A 22,536-nucleotide genomic window follows, 5' to 3' on the forward strand; every position below is an offset into this window, starting at 1 on the left:
GGATGTATCAACTCAACCAGGTCGACAAGCGGTTTCCCGGGGTCCATGCGCTCAAGGCTGTGGATTTCACCATCGGGCGCGGCGAGATTGTGGGGCTGGTCGGCGAGAACGGCGCCGGCAAGTCCACCCTGATGAAGGTGATCTATGGCGCCTATCAGCCGGATGGCGGCACCGTCACCATCGACGGCAAGACCGTGCGGTTCCAGAACCCCCGGCAGGCGATGGAGCATGGCATCGGCATGGTGTTCCAGGAACAGTCGCTGATCACCAACCTGACGGTGATGGAAAACATCTTTCTGGGCTTCGAACAGCAATTCGTGCGCTGGGGCGTGATCGACTGGAAGGCGATGGCCGAGGCCGCGCGCCACCAGCTGCGCAAGGTCAAGATGGATATCGACCCGTCCATGACGACCTCCAAGCTGTCCTTCGCGCAGCGCCAGCTTGTCGAACTGGCGAAGGTGCTGACGCTGGAAGAGCGGATCGACGGCGATCTGGTCATCCTGCTCGACGAGCCGACCTCGGTCCTGGCCAAGGAAGAGGTCGAGCTGCTGTTCGGACTGGTGCGCGAACTGACCAGCCGGGCCTCGTTCATCTTTGTGTCGCACCGGCTGGACGAGGTGCTTGAGCTCTCGGACCGGATCTATGTGATGAAGGATGGCGCGGTGGTCGACGTGGTGGCGCAGGGCACCGCCGAGGTCGACAGGATCCAGCACAAGATGGTCGGCCGCGATGTCGACAAGGAATACTATCGCGAGCAGAAGCAGAAGCCCTACGACCCCTCGCAAACCCTGGTCAGTTTCGACGGCGTCGGCGTAGCCGGAAAGTTCAGCGAGATCTCCTTCGATCTGCACCCGGGCGAGGTTCTGTGCCTGGTCGGCACGGAAGGGTCCGGGCGCGAGGCGATCCTGCGCACGATCTTCGGGCTGGAGCAGCCGAGCACCGGCACGGTTCTGGTCAAGGGCGCGCCCTATGCTCGGGCCAACGCCCAGCAGGCGGTCGCGCGCGGCGTCGGCTATGTCCCGCGCGAGCGCAAGGTCGAGGGCATCGTGAACGGCATGAACGTCTACGAGAACATGACGCTGAGCCAAATGCGCAGATACGCCTCGGGCGGCGTTTTGCGGATCGGCGAGGAAAAGGCGCTTGCGCAGCACTGGATCGACCGGCTGGGGATCAAGACGCCGGATGTCTACAAGGATTGCGGCGGCCTGTCGGGCGGCAACCAGCAGAAGGTCGTTTTGGCCAAGTGGCGCTCGGGCGGGTCCGACATCATCCTGCTGGATCACCCGACGCGCGGCCTCGATATCGGCGCAAAGGAGGATGTCTATGACATGGTGCGCGAGATGAGCGATGCCGGCGCCGGCATCGTCCTAGTGGCGGACACGCTGGAAGAGGCGATCGGCCTGAGCCACACCATCCTCGTGCTCAAGGACGGCATCTTCCAGAAGCGCTTTGACGGGTCTCCGGGCGACAAGCCCACGCTTTATGACCTCGTGCATCACATGATCTGAGGACCACGCGCCATGTCACTCGAAACCCTCAAGCCGTATTTCCCCTGGATCACGCTGGGCGCGCTGGTTCTGCTGGTCGGTGCGCTCAACCCGTCCTTTCTGAACCCGGCCAGCCTGGTGTCGGTGGTGGCGGACATCGTGCCGCTGTTCATCATGGCGCTTGGCATGACCTTCGCGATCTATATCGGCGGGATCGACCTGTCGGTGCAGCAGGTCGCCAACCTGGTGACGGTCGTGGCGACGGTCTACCTGGCGCAGTTCGGCGTGTTCGTCGCGGTCATCTGCGTCCTGGCCGGTTTCGCCATCGGCGCGGTTTCGGGCTGGGTCACGACGCGGCAGTTCGTGCCGTCCTTCGTGGCGACGCTGGCCATGGGCTTCATCGCCCTGTCCGGTGCGCGGTTCCTGTCGGGCGAGCGCGCCCTGTCGATGAATGCCGAGGCCCGCGATGCCAGCTTTGGCTGGATGTTCGGAACCACGGCCGGCGTGCCGCATGAGCTGGTGATCGCGGGGATCCTGCTGGCGCTGGCCTGGTTCCTGCAGACAAGGACCACCTTCGGCCGCGCGCTCAAGGCCGTGGGCGCCGGCGAGCTGGCCGCGGTATCCTCGGGCCTGAATGTGGATCGGATCAAGATCCTCGCCTTTGCGCTGTCGGGCACATTCGCGGCCATCGCCGGGCTGATGTTCTCGGTCAAGCTGTCGGGCGGGGATGCCAATCTGGCCAACGGCTTCCTGATCCTCGCCATCGTCGCCGTCCTGGTGGGCGGCACGCCGCTCACCGGCGGCGTCGGCGGCGTCATCAACACGCTTGTCGGCACGCTGATCGTGGTCGTGATCCGCACCGCGATGGTCTATCTCGAGGTCGATGCGACGATGCAGCAGATGATCTTCGGCATCATCCTGATCGTCGCCATCGCCATGACCATCGACCGCTCGAAGATGCGGATCGTGAAATGATGCAGGCGGCCGTTCTTGTCGAGCCGGGGCGTTTCGAGATCGAGGAGCGCCCGATCCCGAAGCCCGGGCCGGGCGAGGCGCTGATCAGGATTTCGCGGGTCGGCATCTGCGGAACCGACCTGCACATCTTCCACGGCCACTACGCGGCCGAGCAGTTGCCGATGGTCCCGGGCCATGAGTTCACCGGGACCATCGCGGCGCTCGGGCCGGATGTGACCGGGCTGACGCCGGGCGGCAAGGTGGTGGTCGACATGAATATCGGCTGCACCCGCTGCTTCTGGTGCCGGCGGAACGAGATCCTCAACTGTCCCGAGATGCGGCAGATGGGCATCACGATGGACGGCGCCTTTGCCGAACACATGGTGGTTCCCGCGCGGCTGGTCATTCCCGCGCCGGATCGGGTGTCCGATGCGGTTCTGGCCCTGACCGAACCGCTGGCCTGCGTCGTGCGCGCGGCGCGCAAGGCGCGAGTGAGCTTCGGGCAATCGGCCCTGGTCATCGGCGCGGGACCAATCGGAAACCTGCATGTGCAGCTTTTGCGCACGATCGGCGCGGCACCGATCATCGTCACCGACATCGCGGCGGATCGCGTGGCCCTGGCGCTGGACTGCGGCGCCGATATCGGCGTCAGCGATCCGGCCACGCTGCGGCAGACGGTTCTGGAGGCCACGCAGGGGCGCGGGGCCGACCTGGTGATCGAAAGCGTGGGGCAGGCGGATCTCTACCGGACCGGGCTGCGGCTGATGCGCAAGGGCGGGCACCTTGCGGCCTTCGGCCTGACCGGACCCGACGCCGAACTGGCGCTGCCGATCCTCGACACGATCCTGCAGGAAAACTCGGTCAAGGGCTCGGTCGCGGGCATGGGGCAGGACATGCATGACGCGCTGACGCTGCTGGTGTATGGCCGCATCGCAACCGATGCCTTCACCCGGGCCGCCTATCCGCTGGCGGAGATTCAGGCGGCCTTCGACTCCATCGCCGACAGGCCGGGCGATCTGAAGACGCAGATCGTGATGCCATCGTAAGGGAGGACACAGGATGCAGACCGAGGCCTATACATCACAGCCGCAGGGCAGGATCCCCAACAGCCGCTTTCCGCTGCTCGTGCATCGCGGAGCGGTGCCCGGCGGTGGCGCCGACGCGATCAAGGAGCGCTTTCGCTCGAACGGCTGGTCCAACAACTGGGATTATCCGGGCATCTACGAATACGCCCATTTCCATTCGACCACCCATGAATGCCTGGGCTGTGCCCAGGGCTGGATGGAGTTCAACCTGTCGGTGGGCGAGGGCGGCTGGACGCGGGTGCGCATCGAGGCGGGCGACGTGATCGTCATGCCCGCCGGCGTCAGCCACGAGATGGTGGCGCAGGCCGAGGACATCCACATGTGCGGCGGCTATCCGGACGGGCGCGACTGGGACGACATCCAGGAGGAATTCCTGTCGGAAGAGGACTACAAGCGCGCCTGCAAACGCATCATGATGCTGCCCATTCCGGCCAAGGATCCCGCCACCGGCCGGCCGATGCCGGAATGGCACGCCGCGCCGTCCTCGGTCGATGGCGGCTGGAACGACTGGCGGCATGCGCTGGACCGGCGGGCCTGAGCGAGGCGGCCATACCGGGCGCAAAAGGAGAGACTGATGGATCAGAACAGCACGCGGCTATCGCCGCCGGCCGAACCCCGCGATTTCGGCTTTTACGTCGATGGGAAGAGCGTTCCGGCGGGCGAGCGGGATGTGTTCCTGCGCAACTCGCCGGGACATGGCTGCCCGGTGACCCGGATTCCCAAATGCACGGCCGCCGACCTGGACAGGGCGGTGGATGCGGCCCGCGCGGCCTTCGAGGACCGGCGCTGGTCGGGGCTGAACGGGCAGGCCCGCGCCGCCGTCCTGCTCAGGGCCGGTGCGCTGATCCGGGAACGCGCCGACGAGATTGCGTACTGGGAAACGTTGGAGAACGGCAAGCCGATCAGCCAGGCGCGGGCCGAGGTGGGCGGCTGCGCGGACATGTTCGAATATGCCTCGGGCCTTGCGCGCAGCCTGCATGGCGACAGCTTCAACAATCTCGGTGACGGGATGTTCGGGTTGGTCACGCGAGAGCCGGTGGGCGTCGTGGGCCTCATCACGCCCTGGAACTTCCCCTTCCTGATCCTGTGCGAGCGGGTGCCCTATATCCTCGCCTCGGGCTGCACCATCGTCGCCAAACCCTCCGAGGTGACCAGCGCGACGACGCTGATCCTGGCCGGGATCCTGACCGAGGCAGGGCTGCCGGACGGGTGCATGAACGTGGTGACCGGATCCGGCGCGACCATCGGGCAGGCGCTGCTGGACCATCCGCGCGTCGATATGCTGTCGTTCACCGGCTCCACCGCGGTGGGGCGGCGCGTGGTCGAGGCCTCGGGCCGGTCGAACTTCAAGAAGCTCGGGCTGGAACTGGGGGGAAAGAACCCGCAGATCGTCTTTGCCGACGCCGATCTGGAGGATGCCGCCGACGGCGTGGCCTTCGGCATGGCCTTCAACACCGGCCAGTGCTGCGTCTCCGGCTCGCGCCTGATCGTGGAACGCGCGGTCGCGGATGATGTCACGCAGATGGTGCGCGACAAGCTGGCCCGTGCGGTGGTCGGCGATCCGCTGGACGAGGCGACGCAGATCGGCGCGATCACCACGGATGCGCAGAACAGCACGATCCTGGGCTATATCGAAAAGGGCAAGGCCGAGGGCGCGCGCCTGGTCTGCGGCGGGGAACCGGTCGATCTGGGGCAGGGGCAATTCATCGCGCCCACGGTCTTTGCCGATGTGACCCCGGAGATGGCCATCGCCCGCGAGGAGATCTTTGGACCGGTCCTGACGGTCCTGCCCTTCGACACGGTGGACGAGGCGATCACAATCGCCAACGACACCGAATACGGGCTTGCCGCCAGCGTCTGGACCAAGAATATCGACAAGGCGCTGACCGTGACCCGCCGGGTGCAGGCCGGGCGGTTCTGGGTCAACACCACGCTGGCGGGCGGGCCGGAACTGCCGCTGGGCGGGTTCAAGCAATCGGGCTGGGGCCGCGAGGCCGGGATCTATGGCGTCGAGGAGTATACCCAGGTCAAGTCTGTGCATATCGAGATCGGCAAACGCAGCCCGTGGATCGCGTGAGGTGATCGGCATGGCGGAGGGGTATGATTTCATCATCATCGGCGGCGGCTCGTCGGGATGCGTCCTGGCCAACCGGCTGACGCAGGATCCTGCCTGCCGGGTGTTGCTGCTGGAAGCGGGTGGCAAGGATTGGCACCCGCTGATCCACATGCCGGTCGGCTTCGCCAAGATGACCACCGGCCCCCTGACCTGGGGTCTGACCACCACGCCGCAGAAACACGCCAACAACCGCGAGATCCCCTATGCCCAGGCCCGCGTGATCGGGGGCGGATCCTCGATCAATGCCGAGGTGTTCACCCGCGGGCACCCGACGGATTTTGACCGCTGGGCGCGGGACGAGGGCGCCGATGGCTGGGCCTTCGAGGACATCCGGAAATTCTTCATCCGATCCGAGGGCAACACGGTCCTGGCCGGCGACTGGCACGGCACCGAGGGCGAGTTGAGCGTCTCGAACATTCCCGATCCGCAGCCGATGACCCGCGCCTTCGTGCAGGCCTGCCAGCAGCGCGGCATTCCCTACAATCCCGATTTCAACGGATCGGTGCAGGAAGGGGCGGGCGTCTACCAGACCACGACGAAGAACGGCAAACGCTGCTCGGCCGCCGTGGGCTACCTGCGCCCGGCGCTCAAGCGCGGCAACCTGAGCGTCCGGACCGGCTGTCTTGTGAACCGCATCGTGGTGGAGAACGGGCGGGCTGTGGGGGTGGAGTTTGCCGACAAGTCCGGCCGGCACACCGCGCGGGCGGAGTCCGAGGTGCTGCTGACCTCGGGGGCCATCGGGACGCCCAAGCTGATGATGCTGTCGGGACTGGGCCCCGCGGCGCATCTGCGCGCGCAGGGGATCGACGTGGTGGCGGACCTGCCGGGTGTGGGCGAGAACCTCAACGACCATTTCGGCATCGACATCGTGGCCGAGCTGAAGGGCCATGACAGCCTGGACAAATACAACAAGTGGCACTGGATGGCCTGGGCCGGCGCGCAATACTACCTGTTCGGCTCCGGCCCGGTCACCTCCAATGTGGTCGAGGGCGGGGCCTTCTGGCATTCCGATCCGTCGCAGGGGCAACAGGTTCCCGATCTGCAATTTCATTTCCTGGCCGGCGCCGGGGCCGAGGCCGGCGTGCCCAGCGTGCCGCCGGGGTCGTCGGGGATCACGCTCAACAGCTATACGGTGCGGCCCAAGGCGCGCGGGACGGTCCGGTTGCGCTCGTCCAGGCCAGAGGATGCGCCCGTTATCGACCCGAATTTCCTGGGCCATCCCGACGATCTGAAAACCTCGGTCGAGGGGGTCAAGACCAGCCGCGAGATCTTCGAACAGGCGGCGCTCGGGAAATACATCCGCAAGATCCGCTTTCCCGACGACGAGGTGCGGACGCAGGCCGACTATGAGGCCTATGCCCGGCAATACGGGCGGACCTCGTACCATCCGACCTGCACCTGCAAGATGGGCGCGGACGGCGATCCGATGGCCGTGGTCGACCCGCAGCTGCGCGTGCGCGGCGTCGATGGCCTGCGCATCTGCGACAGTTCGGTAATGCCCAGCCTGATCGGGTCGAACACCAACGCGCCGACGATCATGATCGGTGAAAAGGCCGCCGACCTCATTCGCGGCAACCGCTGACATCTTGCGATTTGCGTGCGGGGCGGCCTGCAAGCTGCCGCCTCGCGCTTGCTCAGTCGAAATCCGGGGCGAAGGGTACGAGATCCTTGCCGACGATCCGGTAGCCGGTCCGGGTCATCTCGTCGATCCGGTCCATGTCGATGGAGGAGAGGGTGAAATCCATGACGTCGAAATTCGCCCTTATGTTCTGCGGCTTGGTCGACATCGTGTTGATGCTCACGCCCTTCTGCAGGATCCAGCGCAGGACGACCTGGGCGGCGCTCTTGTCATAGGTTTCGCCGATCTCGGCAAAGATCGGGTGCTTGAAGACCGCGCCGCGCGCGACCGAGCAATAGGACGACAGCGGAATGCCGGTCTCGGTGGCGGCGGCCAGCAGCTTGTCCTGGTTCAGAAGCGGGTGAAACTCGACCTGGTTGGTGACCAGCGGCGCGTCCACGATGGCTCGGGCATCGCGCATCATCCGGACAGTATAGTTCGACACGCCGATATGTTTCGTAAGCCCGCGATCATGGGCCTGCTGGAGCAGTTGCAGGGATCGCTTGATGTCGCCGCCGGGCGTCGGCCAGTGCAGAAGGAGAACGTCGACCTGGCTGACCTGAAGTTTCCGCAGGCTGTCCTCGACCGAGGGGAGGAAGGCGTCGTCCGAGAAATTGGAGATGTTCACCTTGGTCGTGATCAGCACCTCGTCGCGCGGTAGGCCGGTTGCCTTCAGCGCCTCGCCCGTGTCGGATTCGTTTTCATACATCTGCGCGGTGTCGAAGGCGCGATAGCCGGTCTCGGCCGCGGCCTGGACCGCGTCGAACAAGTCCTGCCCCTTCAGCGGGAAGGTCCCGAAAGAGCGTTGGTAAGTCTTCTCGAAATATGGTTTCACCGGTCTGTCTCCCTGCGGTTCGTCCCGCCCGACCTGCCGAGGCGGGCGGGAATATTGGCCTTGATTGATGCGCGGCTTGCCGGCATATTAATAACCATTTAGTTACTAGGGAGCAACCGGATATGTCCAAGGTCGCAACCGCCGAACAGGCCGTAGCCCGGATCGGGGACGGCGCCATCGTGGCGGTGAACTCTTCCAGCGGCCTGTGCTGCCCCGATGCGGTGCTGGCGGCCCTGGGCGCACGCTTTGACGCCGAGGGCGCGCCGCGCAACCTGACCACGGTTCATCCCATCGCGGCCGGCGACATGTTCGGAACCAAGGGCGTCGATCACATCGCCAAGCCGGGCCTGCTGGCTCGGATCATCGGCGGGTCCTACCCGTCGGGTCCGACCAAGGCCGAGCCGCCGAAGATCTGGCAGATGATCACCGCCAACCAGGTCAGGGCCTATAACGTGCCGTCGGGCATCGTCTTCGACATCCTGCGCGAGGCGGCGGCGAAACGGCCCGGCGTGCTGACCAAGGTCGGGCTGGGAACCTTTGTCGATCCCGAGCTCGAGGGCTGCGCGATGAACGAGGCCGCGCGCGCCGAGCCGATCGTGTCGCATCGCGAGTTCGACGGCGAGGACTGGCTGTATTTCCGCTCCATCGCGCCCGATGTCGCGATCATCCGCGCCACGACATCAGACGAGCGGGGCAACCTGAGCTTTGAGCAGGAGGGCGCCTATCTGGGCGCGATGGAGATGGCGCTGGCCGCGCGGAACTCCGGCGGGCTGGTGATCGCCCAGGTCAAGCGCATCGCGCAGAACGGGTCGATCCGGCCCCATGACGTGCGCGTGCCGGGCATCCTGGTCGATGTTGTGGTCGAGGCCCCCGATCAGCTTCAGACGACCGCCACGCAATACGATCCGGCCATTTCGGGCGAGCTGATCCGGCCGCTGGAGAGCTTCCGCAATGCCGAGTTCAACGTGGGCAAGGTCATCGCCCGCCGTGTCGCGCAGGAGCTGCGCGATGGCTGGGCCGTCAATATCGGCTTCGGCATCTCGGCCAATGTCCCGCGGATCCTGGTCGAGGAAGGCCTGCACGGGGCGGTGACATGGATGATCGAGCAGGGCGCTGTCGGGGGTATTCCGCTGCTGGATTTCAAGTTCGGCTGTTCGGCCAACGCCGAGGCCTTTGTCGCGTCGCCGCATCAGTTCAGCTATTTCCAGGCCGGCGGCTTCGACGCCTCGCTTTTGTCCTTTCTCGAAGTCGGGCGTGACGGGTCGGTGAACGTCTCGCGCCTGTCGGCGGTGCCGCATCGCACCGCCGGGGCAGGCGGGTTCGTCGACATCACTGCGCGGTCGCGCAAGATCGTGTTTTCGGGGAATTTCAACGCAGGCGCCAAGCTGCGGATCGAGGATGGGTGCCTGAAGATCGATGCCGAGGGCAAGGTGGCGAAATTCGTGGACGCGGTCGATCAGGTCTCGTTCTCGGGCGCGCGCGCGCTGGCGCAGAGGCAGGACGTGACCTATGTGACCGAGCGTTGCGTCATCCGGCTTGTGGATGGCGCTCTGATGGTGACGGAGATCGCGCCCGGTCTGGACCTGCAGCGCGACATCCTGGACCAGGCCGCAACCGAACTGCGCGTGGCCGACGATCTGGCAACGATGGACGCGCGCCTCTTCCGGGAGGCGCCCATGCAACTGGCGCTGGCCAAGGCATGACGGGCAGGGATCCCTTCCTGCTGGAGGTCTCGGGCCGGGTCGGCATCCTGCGCATCGCCCGCGAGGACAAGCGCAACGCGCTCGATGCCGCGATGATGGATATGCTGGCGGACCTGTGCCGCGAGATCGAGCGGCGCGACGATATCGGCGTGTTGATCCTGACCGGATCCGGGCGGAGCTTTTGCGCGGGCGGCGACATCACCGCGTGGAGCGGCCAGAGCCCGGCCGAGTTCGCCCGCCACTGGGTGCGCGACGGGCACGAGGCCTTTGACCGGCTGGCCCGCTTGCGACAGCCGGTGATCGCGGTGCTGAACGGTCCTGCACTCGGGGGCGGGCTGGAGCTGGCCGCCTGCGCCGATTACCGCATCGCCGAGGATCACGTGACCTTCGGCCAGCCGGAATCCGGGCTGGGCATCATCGCCGGATGGTCGGGAACCCAGCGCGCCACCCGCCGCTTCGGCGCGCGACTGGTGCGGCGCATGGCGCTGTTCGGCGAGGTTCTGGACGCGCGCGCCGCGCTGGCCGAGGGCCTGGCGGACAAGGTGGTCGAGACGGGCGCGGGGCTGGAGGCGGGGCTGGACCTGGCACGCCAGGTGCTGAAGCGTGGGCCGCTGGCGACGGAATTGACCAAGATGCTGATCAACGCGGCCGAAGGCGAGGAGCGCGAGCGTGTCTTCGAGGCGCTGGCCGGGCGTATCGCCGCGGCCAGTGACGAGCTGCGCGAGGGCGTCGAGGCCTTCCGCGAGAAACGAAAGCCGGATTTCGGCGGCAAGGGAGAGTGAGCATGATCCGACACCTGGTGCATCTGCGGTTCAAGTCCGACACGGACGCCGCGACCAAGCAGTCGCTCTATGACCGCCTGTCGGATCTGCGATCGCGCATCGACGGGATCGAGGATTTCCAGACCCGCGCCAACCTGTCGGTGGAAACGCCGCTTGTCCGGGGCTTTCTGGACATGTTCTGGTTCGATTTCCGCGATGTCGCCGTGCGCGACGCCTATCTCGGCGACGAGGTGCATCAGGCCATCGGCGCCGACATCGTTTCCTGCCTCGACGGGGGTGCCGACGGGGTGTTTGTCTGTGATATCGAACTCTGATGACGCCTGAAGACCGATCCTTTCTGACCGGGCTGTTCGATGCCGCGGTGGCCGCCGCCGATCCGGCCGAGGCGTTGCGCCCGCATCTGCCGGAGCGGCCCGCCGGCCGCACGGTCGTCATCGGTGCGGGCAAGGGCGCCGCGCAACTGACCGCCGCCTTCGAAGACCTGTGGGACGATCCCGTCGAAGGGGTCGTGGTGACGCGCTACGGCTATGCCGTGCCCTGCCGCCATGTCCGGGTGCTCGAAGCCGCCCACCCGGTGCCGGACGCGGCGGGGCTGGCGGCAAGCGACGCCTTGCTGCGCGCGGTGTCCGGCCTGACCGAGGATGATCTGGTGGTGGCCCTGATATGCGGCGGTGGCTCGGCGCTCTTGCCCGCGCCGCCGGACGGGCTGACGCTGGAGGACGAACAGGCGCTGAACGCGGCGCTGCTGCGCTCGGGCGCGCCCATCGGCGTGATGAACGCCATCCGCAAACATGCCAGCCGGATCAAGGGCGGCAGGCTGGCCGCCGCCGCCTGGCCGGCGCGGGTGGTTTCGCTGGTCGTGTCCGATGTGCCGGGGGATGACCCGGCCGAGGTCGCCTCCGGCCCGACCGTGCCGTCCGCTATCGGCCTGGACGAAGTGCGGGCGTTGATCGCGAACCATGCAATCGACCTTCCCGACCGCATCCTGCGGCACCTGAACAGCGAGGCCGCCCGCGCGCCCGATCCGGGTGACGCCGTGTTTGGCCGGTCATCGACACGGGTGATCGCCTCGGCCCGCCTGTCGCTCGAGGCTGCGGCCGCACGGGCGGAGAAAGCCGGTATCACGCCGGTGATCCTGTCGGATGCCATCGAGGGCGAGGCGCGCGAGGTCGGCCGGGTCCTGGCTGCGCTGACGCGCGAGGTGCGGATGCGGAACAGGCCCTTCGTGCCGCCGGTTGTCCTGTTGTCGGGCGGCGAGACCACGGTGACGATCAGAAATACGGGCGGTCGCGGTGGCCGCAACAGCGAGTTGCTCCTGTCCTTTGCCAACGCGGTGGACGGGCTGGACGGCATCGCCGCGCTGGCCGCCGACACTGACGGGATCGACGGGTCCGAGGACAATGCCGGTGCCTTTGCCGATGGCCGGAGTGCCGGGCGGATGCGCGCCGCCGGGGTCGATCCCGTTGCGGCGCTGGCGGCCCATGATGCCTGGGGCGCGTTCGACGCTGTGGATGACCTGTTCGATCCGGGGCCGACAGGCACGAATGTCAACGATTTCAGGGCAATACTGGTCCGACCTCAGGCATAGATCATCAGCCGGTTGGTGCCGGTCTGCACCGTCGCGCCGGCCTGGTTCGTCACGGTGAAACCCAGCGTGGCGATGCCCCGCGCGCCATCGGAAGTGGGCCGCAAGTGGGTTACGGTGATCGTGGCCCGGATCTCGTCACCCGCCAGCACCGGTGCCTTGAATTGCCAGTCCCAGCCGAGCGATGCGATGGCCGCGAACTGCGCCGGCGTCCGGTTCTTGAGCCCGTCGACGACCGAGAGCACCAGCAGCCCATGCGCCACCCGGTCGGGGAAACCGTGGCGGCGGGCGGCGCCGGCGTCCATGTGGATCTCGAAACGGTCTCCGCTCAACTCGGCGAAGGCGTCGATCATCTGCGCGGTGATGCGGCGCGACGCGGTGCGGATGGTGTCTCCGACGGCCAGGTCGGCCAGGCCGTGCCGGCCCGGCGGCAGCACGCGCCCGGTCACGGTGTCGGCGCGTCCTCGCGCAGCAACCCCTTGGCCTTGAGATCGGCCCAGAACGGCTCCGGGATGGGATGGCTGAACCAGGCGAGGTTCTGTTGCAGCTGCTCGACCGTGCGCGTGCCCGCCATGAAGGTCGGAACCGCCGGGTGCGCCACGACGAATTGCAGCGCCGCCGCCGGCAGGGGAACGTCATGATCGGCACAAACGGCCTCGATCCTGCGAACCTTGTCCATGATGTCGTCGGGGGCGGGGGCATAGTTGTACTTGGCGCCTTCGCGGGCACCGGTGGCGAGGATGCCCGAGTTGAACCCGCCGCCCACGACCACCGCCGCGCCGCGCTCCTCGCAAAGCGGCAGGAACTCGTTCAGCGCATCCTGTTCCAGCAGCGTGTAGCGGCCGGCCAGCAGGAAACAGTCGAAGTCGCGCCGTTGCAGGGCGGCGTGGCAGACCTCCCATTCGTTCACGCCGACACCGATGGCCTTGACCACGCCCTGGTCGCGCAACTCGGACAGCGCCTTCCAGGCGCCGTTCATCGCCTGCTCGAATACCTCGGGCTGTTCTGTCCCGCGGGTGAAGACGTCGATGTCATGGATGAAGCAGATATCCATGCGCTCGAGGTTGAGCCGCTGAAGGCTGTCTTCGAAACTGCGCATCGTGCCGTCATAGCTGTAGTCGAAATGTATCGTGAACCGGCCCGCATTGGTCCAGGGCGCATAGTCGATATCCTGCTTGCGCGCGGGTTTCAGGATGCGGCCAACCTTGGAGGACAGCACGAGATCGTCGCGGTCCTTCCACCGCAGCGCGTGCCCGGTGCGCAGCTCGGACAGGCCGTGGCCATACATGGGCGCGGTGTCGAAATACCGCACGCCCCGGCCCCAGGCCTCCTGGATCATCGCCTCCGAGGTGTCCTCGTCGATCTCGCGAAATATGTTCCCGATCGGGGCCGTGCCGAAACCGAAGGGCGTCACCTCCAGATCGACGCGCCCGAATTTCACCTTGCTGTCCGGCTTCATCTTGCTCTCCCAAAAGTAACCATTCAGTTAATAAAGCCACAGTTGGTGGTTTGGATCAAGGGGCATCCGAGACTTGACCGGCCCCGGAAACCGGCCTATAAGTAACTAAACGGTTACTCACGGGGTGAAAATGTTCCTGACCGAAACCCATGAGCAGGTGCGCGACATGACGCGCCAGTTCGCGCAAGACGTCATCCGCCCCCTCGCCGAAGAGCTGGACCGGGAGGAACGCTTTCCTACCGAGCTCTACGACCAGATGGCCGAGCTGGGTCTGTTCGGCATCTGTGTGCCGGAAGAGATGGGCGGGCCGGGCTTCGACACCGTGACCTATGCCCTGGTCATGGAGGAGCTGTCGCGCGGCTACGCCTCGGTCGCGGATCAATGCGGGCTGGTCGAACTGATCTCGACCCTTCTGGTCCAGCACGGCACGCCGGCGCAGCGCGAAGCATGGCTGGGCGATGTGCTGGCCGCACGGAAACGGGCGGCCTATTGCATCACCGAAGCCGAGGCAGGTACGGATGTCTCGGGCATTCGCACCACCGCGCTGCGCGACGGGGATGGCTGGCGCCTGAATGGCGGCAAGATCTGGATTCACAACGCCCCGGTGGCCGATTTCGGTTTTGTTCTGGCCCGCACCGACCCCGAGGCCGGGCATCGCGGCATGTCGATCTTCATCGTCGACCTGCACGCCCAGGGCGTCTCGCGCGGGCCCAAGGAGTACAAGATGGGACAGCGCGCCAGCCAGGTCGGTGCGCTTGATTTCGACGACGTGCGGCTGCCCGCCGAGGCCCTGCTGGGTCAGGAGGGGCGCGGGTTCCACATGATGATGAGCGTTCTGGACAAGGGGCGCGTCGGCATCGCCGCCCTGGCCGTTGGCATCGGGCAGGCCGGGCTGGAAGCAGCCGTCGACTATGCCCGGCAGCGCAAGCAGTTCAAGAAGCCCATTGCCGAGTTCCAGGGCGTGCAATGGCTGCTGGCCGACATCGCCAAGGATGTCGAGGCCGCGCGCCTGCTGGTGCACAGCGCCGCGCACAAGCTCGATATCGGGGCAGATGCCACGCGCCATTGCTCGATGGCCAAGTGCTTTGCCGGTGACATGGCGGTGACACGTTCGGCGGATGCGGTTCAGGTCTTTGGCGGCTCGGGCTATATTCGGGGTTTCGAGGTGGAGCGGCTCTATCGCGACGCCAAGATCACGCAGATCTACGAGGGCACCAACCAGATCCAGCGCATGATCATCGCGCGCGAGCTTTTGGCAAAGGGGGCAACACCATGAGCGGGCAGGTCGCCCTGATCACCGGATCCAGCCGCGGGATCGGCCTGGCCGCCGCGGTCGCGCTGGCGCGCGAGGGGTTTGCCGTTGCCGTGAACGGGCCGGGTGACGACGACGAGCTGCGCGCCGCGGCGGATCGCGTCGCCGAGGAAGGCGGGGCCGTGCATGTGGCGCCTTTCGACGTGACGGACCTGTCGGCGCATGAGCGCGCCCTGAACGGTATCGAAGCGGCACTGGGACCATTGACCACGCTGGTCAACAACGCCGGCGTCGGTGTCATGGCCCGCGGCGATCCCCTGGACGTGAGCCAGGACAGCTATGACCGTTGCCAATCGGTCAATGCCCGGGCCCTGTTCTTTCTGACCCAGGCCTTCGCGCGCCGCCTGCTGGCCCGCAAAAGGGCGGCGAGCCTGTTTCACAGCGTGGTCAACGTCACCTCGTCGAATGCCGTCGCCGTCGCCGAGCCCCGGTCGGAATATTGCGTGTCCAAGGCCGCCGCGTCCATGGCCTCCAAGGCCTGGGCGGTGCGCTTGGGGCGCGAGGAGATTGCCGTCTACGATGTCCAGCCGGGCCTGATCGCCACCGACATGACCGCGCCGGTCATCGCGGATTACGAAGCGCGCGCAAGGGCGGGCCTGACGCTGATCCCGCGCGTCGGACAGCCGGAAGAGGTCGGCGACATCATCGCCGCTCTGGCCGCCGGCAAGCTGCCCTACACGACCGGACAGGCGATCTCGGCCGATGCCGGGATGCTGATTCCCCGTTTCTGAACCCGTTGCCGAGGACCGTTGATGAAGATTGCCCTGCCAGATGCACACGGCGCCTTGTCCGACTACACGCTGACCGGAACCCCGCTGCCCGAGGCGCGGCTTGCGCGCGATGCCGCCCGCGTGGTCTATTCCGCGGCGCATGTGGTGGCCGATCCCTTCGCCGCCAACGATCCAACCGGCCCGGCCAGGGTCGACTGGGATGCAACCATGCGCTTCCGGCACCACCTGCACGGGCTCGGCCTGGGCATTGCCGAGGCGATGGACACCGCGCAACGCGGCATGGGGCTGGACTGGGACGGTGCGCTGGAACTGATCCGGCGCACCCGCACCGAGTTGCCCGACGCCCTTGTGGCCAATGGCTGCGGCACCGATCACCTGGACCCGGCCGAGGCGCGCGGTCTCGACGATGTCCGGCGCGCCTATTGGCAACAGCTGGATGCCATCCAGGCGCTGGATGCGCGGGTGATCCTGATGGCCAGCCGTGCGATGGCCCGGGTCGCGACCGGGCCCGACGACTACATCAGGCTCTATGGCGAATTGCTGCAAGGCTGCGATCACTCCGCCATCCTGCATTGGCTGGGCGACATGTTCGACCCCGCCCTGGCCGGATACTGGGGCAGCGCAAGCTTCGACGAGGCGCTGGAAACCGTCCTGGCGATCATCGAGGGCAATGCCGACAAGGTCGACGGCATCAAGATCTCGCTGCTCGACAAGGACAAGGAGGTGATCCTGCGCCGCCGCCTGCCCGAGGGCGTGCGCATGTATACCGGTGACGACTTCAACTATCCCGAACTGATCGAGGGTGATGCGCAGGGCCATTCCGACGCGCTCCTTGGCATCTTCGACCCGCTGGCGCCCGCCGCCGCCCGGGCGGTGAGCCTGCTGGGGCAGGGGGATGCGGCCGGGTTTCGCGCAACGCTCGATCCCACGGTGCCGCTGGCCCGGCTGATCTTCCGGGCGCCCACGCAATACTACAAAACGGGCGTGGTCTTTCTGGCCTGGCTCAACGGGTTCCAGGATCATTTCATCATGCTGGGCGGCGCGCAGGCCGCGCGGCCGCTGCCCTATTTCACCGAGGTGTTCCGACTGGCCGATGGCTGTGGCCTCCTGCGCGATCCCGAATTGGCGACAGAGCGGATGAAACGGCTGCTGTCGCTCTATGGCGTGGCGTGATGCGGGACTTCACCTCGGACCATTCCGCCCTGGCGCTGAACACCGCGACGCTGGGCCACAATCTGGACGGGCCGGGCGCCGGCTGGTCCCCGGAACGCGTGATCGATGCCTGCGCCGCGCGCGGCTATGGCGGGCTGGTGTTCTGGCGGCGCGAGATCGGCGGCCGGGCGATCGAGATCGGCGAGCGTGTGCGGGCGGCGGGAATGCAGGTGGTGGGCCTGTGCCGGACACCTTACCTGACCGGGTCCGAAGCCGGCTCGGCTGACCAGGTGACCGCCAGCATCGACATGGCCGCCGCCCTGGGCGCCGGCGTTCTTACGATCGTGACCGGAGGCACGGATCCGGGAACCAAGGGAACGGGCGACAGCCGCAAGCGCCTGGCCGAGCGGGTGGCGGCCCATGCCGATCACGCGGCCCGGAATGGCGTTGCGCTGGCGCTGGAGCCGCTCAACCCGATGTTCGGCGGCAACCGAACCTGCCTCTTCACCGTGCGCGAGGCGCTGGAGCTGTGCCGGGCGATCGACAGGCCGAATGTCGGCATCGCGGTCGATGTTTATCATGTCTGGTGGGACTCGTGCCTGTCGGACAGCCTCGCCGCCGCCTCGGGGCGGATTCTTGGCTATCACCTCTGCGATTGGCTGGAGCATACATCCGACATGCTGCTCGACCGGGGCATGATGGGCGATGGGGTCGCCGACCTCCGCGCGATCCGCCGCGACGTCGAGGGAGCGGGCTATGCCGGCCTGTGCGAAGTCGAGATCTTCTCGGCCCAAAACTGGTGGAAACGCCCGCCCGAGCAGGTGCTCGACACGATTGTCGATCGGTTCCGCAGGTTTTGCTGACGGCCGGAAAAGCCCGGACAGCAATCCCGGGCGCGGCAGGGCTTTCCTCTCGCGGAAAATACCTCGGGGGAGTCGCCGCAGGCGACGGGGGCAGCGACCCCTCTATCCGCGCCGCCGGCGCCGGCGCCCGCCGGACGCCCCGCCTTCGCCGCCGGTGTTGAACGAGACCTGGGGCAGGGTCACCACCTTGGCCAGTTCCGGAAACCCGTCGGTCTTGTGCGGGATCGCGTTGGCGGCCACGAAATGCTCCTGGAATTTCGGCTCGATCGCGGTTTCGACCTTGGTGATCTTGCGCACGGTCTGTTCGATCTCGGCCCGGGCGCCGATATTGCTCAGCGCGATGCGCGCGCCGGTGCCGGCGGCGTTGCCCGCGCTCATCACCTTGTCGAGCGGCGCGTCGGGGATCATGCCCAGCACCATCGCGTGCTTGGTCGAGATATGCGCCCCGAACGCGCCCGCCAGCACCACGCGGTCCACTCGGTCGACCCCCATCTCGTCCATCAGCAGCCGGGCGCCGGCATAGAGCGCCGATTTCGCCAGCTGGATCGCGCGGATGTCGCCCTGGGTCACGCTGATGCGCGGCCCGCCCTCGGCGCTCGCATCGTGGATCAGATAGGAATGGGTGCGCCCCTCGGGGACGCAGCGCGTGGTTCCGGTCTGCTCGGCCGATCCGATCAGGCCGCTGTCGTCCAGCAGCCCGGCCATGCGCATCTCGGCCACGGCCTCGATGATGCCCGAGCCGCAGATGCCGGTGATCCCGGTGGCGGCGATCTCGGCGTCGAACCCGTCCTCGTCGGACCACAGATCGCAGCCGATCACGCGGAACCGAGGCTCGCGCGTCTCGGTGTCGATTTCCACGCGCTCGATAGCGCCGGGTGCGGCGCGCTGCCCGGAACTGATCTGCGCACCCTCGAAGGCCGGTCCGGTGGGCGAGGAACAGGCCAGCACGCGGCTGGTATTGCCCAGCAGGATCTCGGCATTGGTGCCGACATCCACGATCAGCACCAGGTCCTCTGACTTGCCGGGCTGCTCGCTCAGGGCTACCGCGGCGCAGTCGGCGCCGACATGGCCGGCGATGCAGGGCAGGATATAGACCTGCGCGCGCGGGTTCATCTCGGTCAGGTCCATCTCGCGCGCCGGTAGGGACAGGCTTTCGGACGTGGCCAGGGCAAAGGGCGCCTGGCCCAGCTCGACCGGGTCCAGGCCCAGCAGCAGGTGGTGCATGACCGGGTTGCAGACGAACACTGTCTCGAAGATCTGGTCGGTGGAGATCCCGGCCTCGTCGGCGATGGACCGGCACAGCCCGTTGATCGCCTCGCGCACCGCGGCGGTCATCTCGCGGTCGCCGCCGGGGTTCATCATGGCATAGCTGACCCGGCTCATCAGATCCTCGCCGAACCGGATCTGCGGGTTCATCACGCCGGACGAGACCGTCACGTCGCCATTGCGCAGGTCGCACAGATGCGCCGCGATGGTGGTCGAACCGAGGTCGATGGCCAGCCCATAGATCCTGTCCTCGTGAAACCCGGGCCAGATGTCGAGGATCCGGTGCGCGCCGCGCTCATGGGTGCGGTGCAGCGCGACGGTGACCTTCCAGCCGCCCTTGCGCAGCACCGGTTGCAGCTTGGACAAGAGCGACAGGTCGGCCGTGACCGCGTCGATCTCCCATTGCTCGCGCAGCGCCCGGCTCAGCCGTTCCAGATCGCCGGTGGGCTCGTGCATGTCGGGCTCGGCGACCTCGACATAGAAAAGATGCGTGGCCGGATCCATCGTGAGCGTGCGCACCGTCGCCGCCTTGCGCACCACCTGCCGGTGCACCTGGCTTTCGGGCGGCACGTCGATCACCACGTCGCCCTGCACCGTGGCCTGGCAACCCAACCGCCGCCCCGGTTTTAGCCCGCGCTTGTCGTCATAGCGCTGCTCGACTTTGTTCCATTCGCTCAGCGCGCCGTCGCGCACCGTGACGCCATGTTTCGAGAACTCGCCATAGGCCGGCGTGATTTGGCATTTCGAGCAGATCCCCCGCCCGCCGCAGACCGAGTCGAGATCGACCCCCAGTTGCCGCGCCGCGGTCAGGACCGGCGTGCCCACGGGAAACCGGCCGCGTTTGCCCGACGGGGTGAAGACGACAAGGGGGTCGCTGCTCATGGGATCATCCATCCTGCGCTGGTATTCGCATCTGGCGCCGACTATAGGGCCGCCGGCCGCGCCGACCGCACGTTCTGCGGCAATTTGCGGTGCATGGGCGTCATTACCGCCGGCGCGGGGCAGGGAACAGGGCCATTCGGCACATGATCTGGATGAGGCGGCTTCATCTTGCCCCGCGCTCTCTTTCCACTGCCGCGGATCCATGCCATAGGGTGACCGCCAAACGGGACGTTGCATGGGGAATGACGATGCAGATTCGTGAGGCGCTCACTTTCGACGATGTTCTTCTGGTTCCGGGGGCCTCTTCGGTGCTGCCGTCCACTGCCGACACCCGCACCCGAGTCACCCGCGAGATCGCGCTCAACATTCCGCTGCTCAGCTCGGCGATGGACACCGTGACCGAGTCGCGCATGGCGATCACCATGGCGCAGGCCGGCGGGATCGGCGTGATCCACAAGAACCTCGATGCCGAGACCCAGGCGCGCGAGGTGCGCAGGGTGAAGCGCTTTGAATCCGGCATCGTCTACAACCCGGTCACGCTGCGGCCGGATCAGACCCTGGCGGATGCCAAGGCTTTGGTGCAGCGCTACAACTTCACCGGCTTTCCCGTTGTCGACGAAGGCGGCCGGGTGGTCGGCATCGTCACCAACCGCGACATGCGCTTTGCCCGCGACGACGACACGCCGGTGCGGGTGATGATGACATCGGAAAGCCTGGCGATCCTGCGCGAACCGGCGGACCGGGACGAGGCCATCAGCCTGATGAAGTCGCGCCGGATCGAGAAGCTTCTGGTGGTCGATGGCGGCGGCAAGTTGACCGGGTTGCTGACGCTCAAGGACACCGAGCAATCGGTGCTCAACCCGACCGCCTGCAAGGATGCCCTGGGCCGATTGCGGGTGGCTGCGGCCTCCTCGGTCGGCGACAGCGGATTCGCCCGGACCGAGGCGCTGGTGGACGCGGGCGCCGACATCGTGGTGATCGACACCGCCCACGGCCATTCCGACGGCGTCATCGATGCCGTCAGGCGCGCCAAGCGGCTGTCCAACGAGGTGCAGATCATCGCCGGCAACGTGGCCACCGCCGATGCCACCCGTGCGCTGATCGACGCGGGTGCCGATGCGGTCAAGGTGGGCATCGGCCCGGGCTCGATCTGCACCACGCGGATGGTGGCGGGCGTCGGCGTGCCGCAGCTGACCGCGATCATGGATTGCTCGATCGCGGCGGGCGACGTGCCGGTGATCGCCGATGGCGGCATCAAGTTCTCGGGCGACTTCGCCAAGGCCATCGCCGCCGGGGCCTCCTGTGCCATGGTCGGCAGCATGATCGCCGGAACCGACGAGTCCCCCGGAGAAGTCATTCTGTATCAAGGCCGTAGCTTCAAGAGTTACCGCGGTATGGGCTCGCTGGGTGCGATGGCGCGCGGCTCGGCGGATCGCTATTTCCAGAAGGATGCGGCCAGCGACAAGCTGGTCCCCGAGGGGATCGAGGGGCAGGTGCCCTACAAGGGGTCGGCCTCGGCCGTGGTGCACCAGCTGGTGGGCGGGCTGCGCGCGGCAATGGGCTATACCGGTTGTGCCACGGTCGAGGAGATGCGGCGAAACTGCCACTTCGTGAAGATCACCGGCGCGGGCCTGAAGGAAAGCCATGTGCATGACGTGCAGATCACCCGCGAAAGTCCGAACTACCGGATTGGATAGGCTATAAAAATAAGGCGCTTCTGGGTTTTCCCTGGAGCGCCATTTTTTCCAAATGTCAGGGATTATCAGGAAGTATCGTCTGGTTTAGATGCAATGTAGATGCATGGACTTATGTGTTAGATGCAGTCTTCAGCGCCGGATTCCTCGGATCAATCCGACGTAATCGCCAGACTGCGAGGCGCAGAAAAATTCCTGGTCGGCGAGTGCGATTGTATTTGTGAGCGGCTGCCACCAGGCTGCCGTATGTGTTGCGTGTCATGTCAGCCTCCTTTTGCTGAATGGAATTAGTCCCGGTCCAGGTTGCAGAAAAATCCTGATCAGATGAGCGAGATCGGTGCCAGGGACACATCTCCTTCCTGAGAGCGGCTCTGCTTGCATCCGCCACTGAGACCCCATCAGGGGCCTGGCCTGGCAGTCTCCAGGACACGACCCGCGGACAGCCAGGGCCCGGAAGGGAACCGCGGAGTGCCACCCACGGGGTCAGCGAGAGCGATGAGGGCAACTGGATTCAACTGCGGCACGCTTCAGCGATGACCGCTTGCTCACAGTGCGCTGGGGTCGTTCCGATCGTCTAAGATCAAGTCGGTTCATTTGACTGCAAAGTGGGGCCTTTATAGACGAGAAGGCAGATCGGGTCCGATCCGATCTCATACAAGAGGGCGGGTCTCCGGATCCGCCCTCGGCAATTCAATTCAATGCTTCCGTTCACTCAGCATTCCCAGCAAATCAGCCTCATCTGCGGCCTCCGCGTCTGCATCCCCATGCGCTTCATCCCAAGCCGCCGCCTTGGCTTCCAGCAGCTTGAACACCTCACTACTCAGCAACACATAGTCAGCCCCATTCTCGCGCTCTACATGCACTGCACTCAGCGCCAGGGGGCTCTTCTCAAGCGGACCTGCAAAGACATCAACAGCCGCGCTCAATTGCTTGAACGCGGCCTCAAATTCATCATCATCTGACATGGAATATCCTCACAATTTTGACGGCTCTCATATCGAAGAGCCGTCAA

At 66.3% G+C, this 22,536-nt stretch carries 20 protein-coding genes; 15 read left to right on the top strand and 5 right to left on the bottom strand.

Going from position 1 to position 22,536, the window contains the following annotated elements:
- Positions 1 to 2: 2 nt before the first annotated feature.
- The 6 genes from BMX57_RS06635 to BMX57_RS06660 are packed head-to-tail and all read left to right on the top strand — an operon-like array spanning position 3 to position 7,224.
- Positions 3 to 1,508 (top strand): sugar ABC transporter ATP-binding protein, encoded by a 1,506-nt coding sequence (locus tag BMX57_RS06635; protein WP_092363968.1) that lies wholly within the window; start codon positions 3 to 5, stop codon positions 1,506 to 1,508.
- A 12-nt stretch (positions 1,509 to 1,520) separates the two neighbouring features.
- Positions 1,521 to 2,462: an ABC transporter permease gene (locus tag BMX57_RS06640; RefSeq protein WP_092363971.1), complete on the top strand. Its 942-nt coding sequence runs from the start codon at positions 1,521 to 1,523 to the stop codon at positions 2,460 to 2,462.
- Positions 2,459 to 3,487, top strand: coding sequence for a zinc-dependent alcohol dehydrogenase (locus tag BMX57_RS06645; protein WP_092363973.1), 1,029 nt, complete (start codon positions 2,459 to 2,461; stop codon positions 3,485 to 3,487). Before BMX57_RS06640 ends, BMX57_RS06645 begins: the two co-directional genes overlap by 4 nt.
- Before the next feature lie 13 nt (positions 3,488 to 3,500).
- Positions 3,501 to 4,064: a hypothetical protein gene (locus tag BMX57_RS06650; protein WP_092363976.1), complete on the top strand. Its 564-nt coding sequence runs from the start codon at positions 3,501 to 3,503 to the stop codon at positions 4,062 to 4,064.
- Between the two features lie 36 nt (positions 4,065 to 4,100).
- Positions 4,101 to 5,603 (top strand): aldehyde dehydrogenase family protein, encoded by a 1,503-nt coding sequence (locus BMX57_RS06655; RefSeq protein WP_092363979.1) that lies wholly within the window; start codon positions 4,101 to 4,103, stop codon positions 5,601 to 5,603.
- A gap of 10 nt (positions 5,604 to 5,613) precedes the next feature.
- Positions 5,614 to 7,224, top strand: coding sequence for a GMC family oxidoreductase (locus tag BMX57_RS06660; protein ID WP_092364367.1), 1,611 nt, complete (start codon positions 5,614 to 5,616; stop codon positions 7,222 to 7,224).
- 52 nt (positions 7,225 to 7,276) lie between these two features.
- On the opposite strand, the gene BMX57_RS06665 is transcribed toward BMX57_RS06660, so the two are convergent.
- Positions 7,277 to 8,095 (bottom strand): aldo/keto reductase, encoded by an 819-nt coding sequence (locus BMX57_RS06665; protein ID WP_092363982.1) that lies wholly within the window; start codon positions 8,093 to 8,095, stop codon positions 7,277 to 7,279.
- 122 nt (positions 8,096 to 8,217) lie between these two features.
- Between BMX57_RS06665 and BMX57_RS06670 the strand changes: the two genes are divergently transcribed.
- Genes BMX57_RS06670 through BMX57_RS06685 form a run of 4 tightly spaced genes read left to right on the top strand, consistent with a single transcriptional unit; the run spans position 8,218 to position 12,168 of the window.
- Positions 8,218 to 9,798, top strand: a complete 1,581-nt coding sequence (locus BMX57_RS06670; RefSeq protein ID WP_092363985.1) for an acyl CoA:acetate/3-ketoacid CoA transferase — start codon at positions 8,218 to 8,220, stop codon at positions 9,796 to 9,798.
- The gene (locus BMX57_RS06675; protein WP_092363988.1) at positions 9,795 to 10,580 is read left to right on the top strand and encodes an enoyl-CoA hydratase/isomerase family protein; all 786 of its coding nucleotides are present in this window, start codon (positions 9,795 to 9,797) and stop codon (positions 10,578 to 10,580) included. Before BMX57_RS06670 ends, BMX57_RS06675 begins: the two co-directional genes overlap by 4 nt.
- 2 nt (positions 10,581 to 10,582) lie before the next feature.
- Positions 10,583 to 10,894, top strand: a complete 312-nt coding sequence (locus BMX57_RS06680; RefSeq protein ID WP_092363991.1) for a Dabb family protein — start codon at positions 10,583 to 10,585, stop codon at positions 10,892 to 10,894.
- A complete protein-coding gene (locus BMX57_RS06685) occupies positions 10,894 to 12,168 on the top strand; it encodes a glycerate kinase type-2 family protein (protein ID WP_092363994.1) in 1,275 nt (424 codons plus the stop codon). The genes BMX57_RS06680 and BMX57_RS06685 overlap by 1 nt, the downstream gene beginning before the upstream one ends.
- Here the strand turns inward: BMX57_RS06685 and BMX57_RS06690 are convergent.
- Entirely contained in the window at positions 12,159 to 12,614 is a 456-nt protein-coding gene (locus BMX57_RS06690) for a MaoC family dehydratase (protein WP_229724197.1), read from the bottom strand. The two genes, BMX57_RS06685 and BMX57_RS06690, sit on opposite strands and share 10 nt — an antisense overlap.
- Positions 12,611 to 13,624, bottom strand: coding sequence for an aldo/keto reductase (locus BMX57_RS06695; RefSeq protein WP_092363997.1), 1,014 nt, complete (start codon positions 13,622 to 13,624; stop codon positions 12,611 to 12,613). The genes BMX57_RS06690 and BMX57_RS06695 overlap by 4 nt, the downstream gene beginning before the upstream one ends.
- Positions 13,625 to 13,754: 130 nt before the next feature.
- Between BMX57_RS06695 and BMX57_RS06700 the strand changes: the two genes are divergently transcribed.
- From BMX57_RS06700 to BMX57_RS06715, 4 genes are read left to right on the top strand one after another with little or no spacing between them, the layout of a single operon-like run.
- Complete coding sequence (locus BMX57_RS06700) at positions 13,755 to 14,900, top strand: acyl-CoA dehydrogenase family protein (protein ID WP_092364000.1); 1,146 nt, start codon at positions 13,755 to 13,757, stop codon at positions 14,898 to 14,900.
- A complete protein-coding gene (locus BMX57_RS06705) occupies positions 14,897 to 15,667 on the top strand; it encodes a 3-ketoacyl-ACP reductase (protein ID WP_092364003.1) in 771 nt (256 codons plus the stop codon). The genes BMX57_RS06700 and BMX57_RS06705 overlap by 4 nt, the downstream gene beginning before the upstream one ends.
- A 21-nt stretch (positions 15,668 to 15,688) precedes the next feature.
- On the top strand, positions 15,689 to 16,840 hold the full coding sequence (locus tag BMX57_RS06710; RefSeq protein WP_092364006.1) for a dihydrodipicolinate synthase family protein: 1,152 nt from the start codon (positions 15,689 to 15,691) through the stop codon (positions 16,838 to 16,840).
- The gene (locus BMX57_RS06715) at positions 16,840 to 17,682 is read left to right on the top strand and encodes a sugar phosphate isomerase/epimerase family protein (RefSeq protein WP_092364008.1); all 843 of its coding nucleotides are present in this window, start codon (positions 16,840 to 16,842) and stop codon (positions 17,680 to 17,682) included. Before BMX57_RS06710 ends, BMX57_RS06715 begins: the two co-directional genes overlap by 1 nt.
- Positions 17,683 to 17,784: 102 nt before the next feature.
- Here BMX57_RS06715 and BMX57_RS06720 read toward each other — a convergent pair whose 3' ends face one another.
- A complete protein-coding gene (locus BMX57_RS06720) occupies positions 17,785 to 19,830 on the bottom strand; it encodes an ASKHA domain-containing protein (protein ID WP_092364011.1) in 2,046 nt (681 codons plus the stop codon).
- A 248-nt stretch (positions 19,831 to 20,078) separates the two neighbouring features.
- On the opposite strand from BMX57_RS06720, the gene guaB reads away from it, so the two are divergent.
- Complete coding sequence (gene guaB / locus BMX57_RS06725; protein WP_092364372.1) at positions 20,079 to 21,527, top strand: IMP dehydrogenase; 1,449 nt, start codon at positions 20,079 to 20,081, stop codon at positions 21,525 to 21,527.
- A 692-nt stretch (positions 21,528 to 22,219) separates the two neighbouring features.
- On the opposite strand, the gene BMX57_RS20310 is transcribed toward guaB, so the two are convergent.
- Positions 22,220 to 22,489, bottom strand: a complete 270-nt coding sequence (locus BMX57_RS20310; RefSeq protein ID WP_143057889.1) for a hypothetical protein — start codon at positions 22,487 to 22,489, stop codon at positions 22,220 to 22,222.
- Positions 22,490 to 22,536: the final 47 nt, after the last annotated feature.

The sequence above is a fragment of the Cribrihabitans marinus genome, assembly GCF_900109035.1.
GTDB lineage: Bacteria > Pseudomonadota > Alphaproteobacteria > Rhodobacterales > Rhodobacteraceae > Cribrihabitans > Cribrihabitans marinus.

What these genes read in the sequence shown, in the direction of transcription:
- BMX57_RS06635 (WP_092363968.1), top strand. Translation starts at nt 3, where the DNA reads ATGTATCAACTCAACCAGGTCGACAAGCGGTTTCCCGGGGTCCATGCG.
- BMX57_RS06640 (WP_092363971.1), top strand. Translation starts at nt 1,521, where the DNA reads ATGTCACTCGAAACCCTCAAGCCGTATTTCCCCTGGATCACGCTGGGC.
- BMX57_RS06645 (WP_092363973.1), top strand. Translation starts at nt 2,459, where the DNA reads ATGATGCAGGCGGCCGTTCTTGTCGAGCCGGGGCGTTTCGAGATCGAG.
- BMX57_RS06650 (WP_092363976.1), top strand. Translation starts at nt 3,501, where the DNA reads ATGCAGACCGAGGCCTATACATCACAGCCGCAGGGCAGGATCCCCAAC.
- BMX57_RS06655 (WP_092363979.1), top strand. Translation starts at nt 4,101, where the DNA reads ATGGATCAGAACAGCACGCGGCTATCGCCGCCGGCCGAACCCCGCGAT.
- BMX57_RS06660 (WP_092364367.1), top strand. Translation starts at nt 5,614, where the DNA reads ATGGCGGAGGGGTATGATTTCATCATCATCGGCGGCGGCTCGTCGGGA.
- BMX57_RS06670 (WP_092363985.1), top strand. Translation starts at nt 8,218, where the DNA reads ATGTCCAAGGTCGCAACCGCCGAACAGGCCGTAGCCCGGATCGGGGAC.
- BMX57_RS06675 (WP_092363988.1), top strand. Translation starts at nt 9,795, where the DNA reads ATGACGGGCAGGGATCCCTTCCTGCTGGAGGTCTCGGGCCGGGTCGGC.
- BMX57_RS06680 (WP_092363991.1), top strand. Translation starts at nt 10,583, where the DNA reads ATGATCCGACACCTGGTGCATCTGCGGTTCAAGTCCGACACGGACGCC.
- BMX57_RS06685 (WP_092363994.1), top strand. Translation starts at nt 10,894, where the DNA reads ATGACGCCTGAAGACCGATCCTTTCTGACCGGGCTGTTCGATGCCGCG.
- BMX57_RS06695 (WP_092363997.1), bottom strand. Translation starts at nt 13,624, where the DNA reads ATGAAGCCGGACAGCAAGGTGAAATTCGGGCGCGTCGATCTGGAGGTG.
- BMX57_RS06700 (WP_092364000.1), top strand. Translation starts at nt 13,755, where the DNA reads ATGTTCCTGACCGAAACCCATGAGCAGGTGCGCGACATGACGCGCCAG.
- BMX57_RS06705 (WP_092364003.1), top strand. Translation starts at nt 14,897, where the DNA reads ATGAGCGGGCAGGTCGCCCTGATCACCGGATCCAGCCGCGGGATCGGC.
- BMX57_RS06710 (WP_092364006.1), top strand. Translation starts at nt 15,689, where the DNA reads ATGAAGATTGCCCTGCCAGATGCACACGGCGCCTTGTCCGACTACACG.
- BMX57_RS06715 (WP_092364008.1), top strand. Translation starts at nt 16,840, where the DNA reads ATGCGGGACTTCACCTCGGACCATTCCGCCCTGGCGCTGAACACCGCG.
- BMX57_RS06720 (WP_092364011.1), bottom strand. Translation starts at nt 19,830, where the DNA reads ATGAGCAGCGACCCCCTTGTCGTCTTCACCCCGTCGGGCAAACGCGGC.
- guaB (WP_092364372.1), top strand. Translation starts at nt 20,079, where the DNA reads ATGCAGATTCGTGAGGCGCTCACTTTCGACGATGTTCTTCTGGTTCCG.
- BMX57_RS20310 (WP_143057889.1), bottom strand. Translation starts at nt 22,489, where the DNA reads ATGTCAGATGATGATGAATTTGAGGCCGCGTTCAAGCAATTGAGCGCG.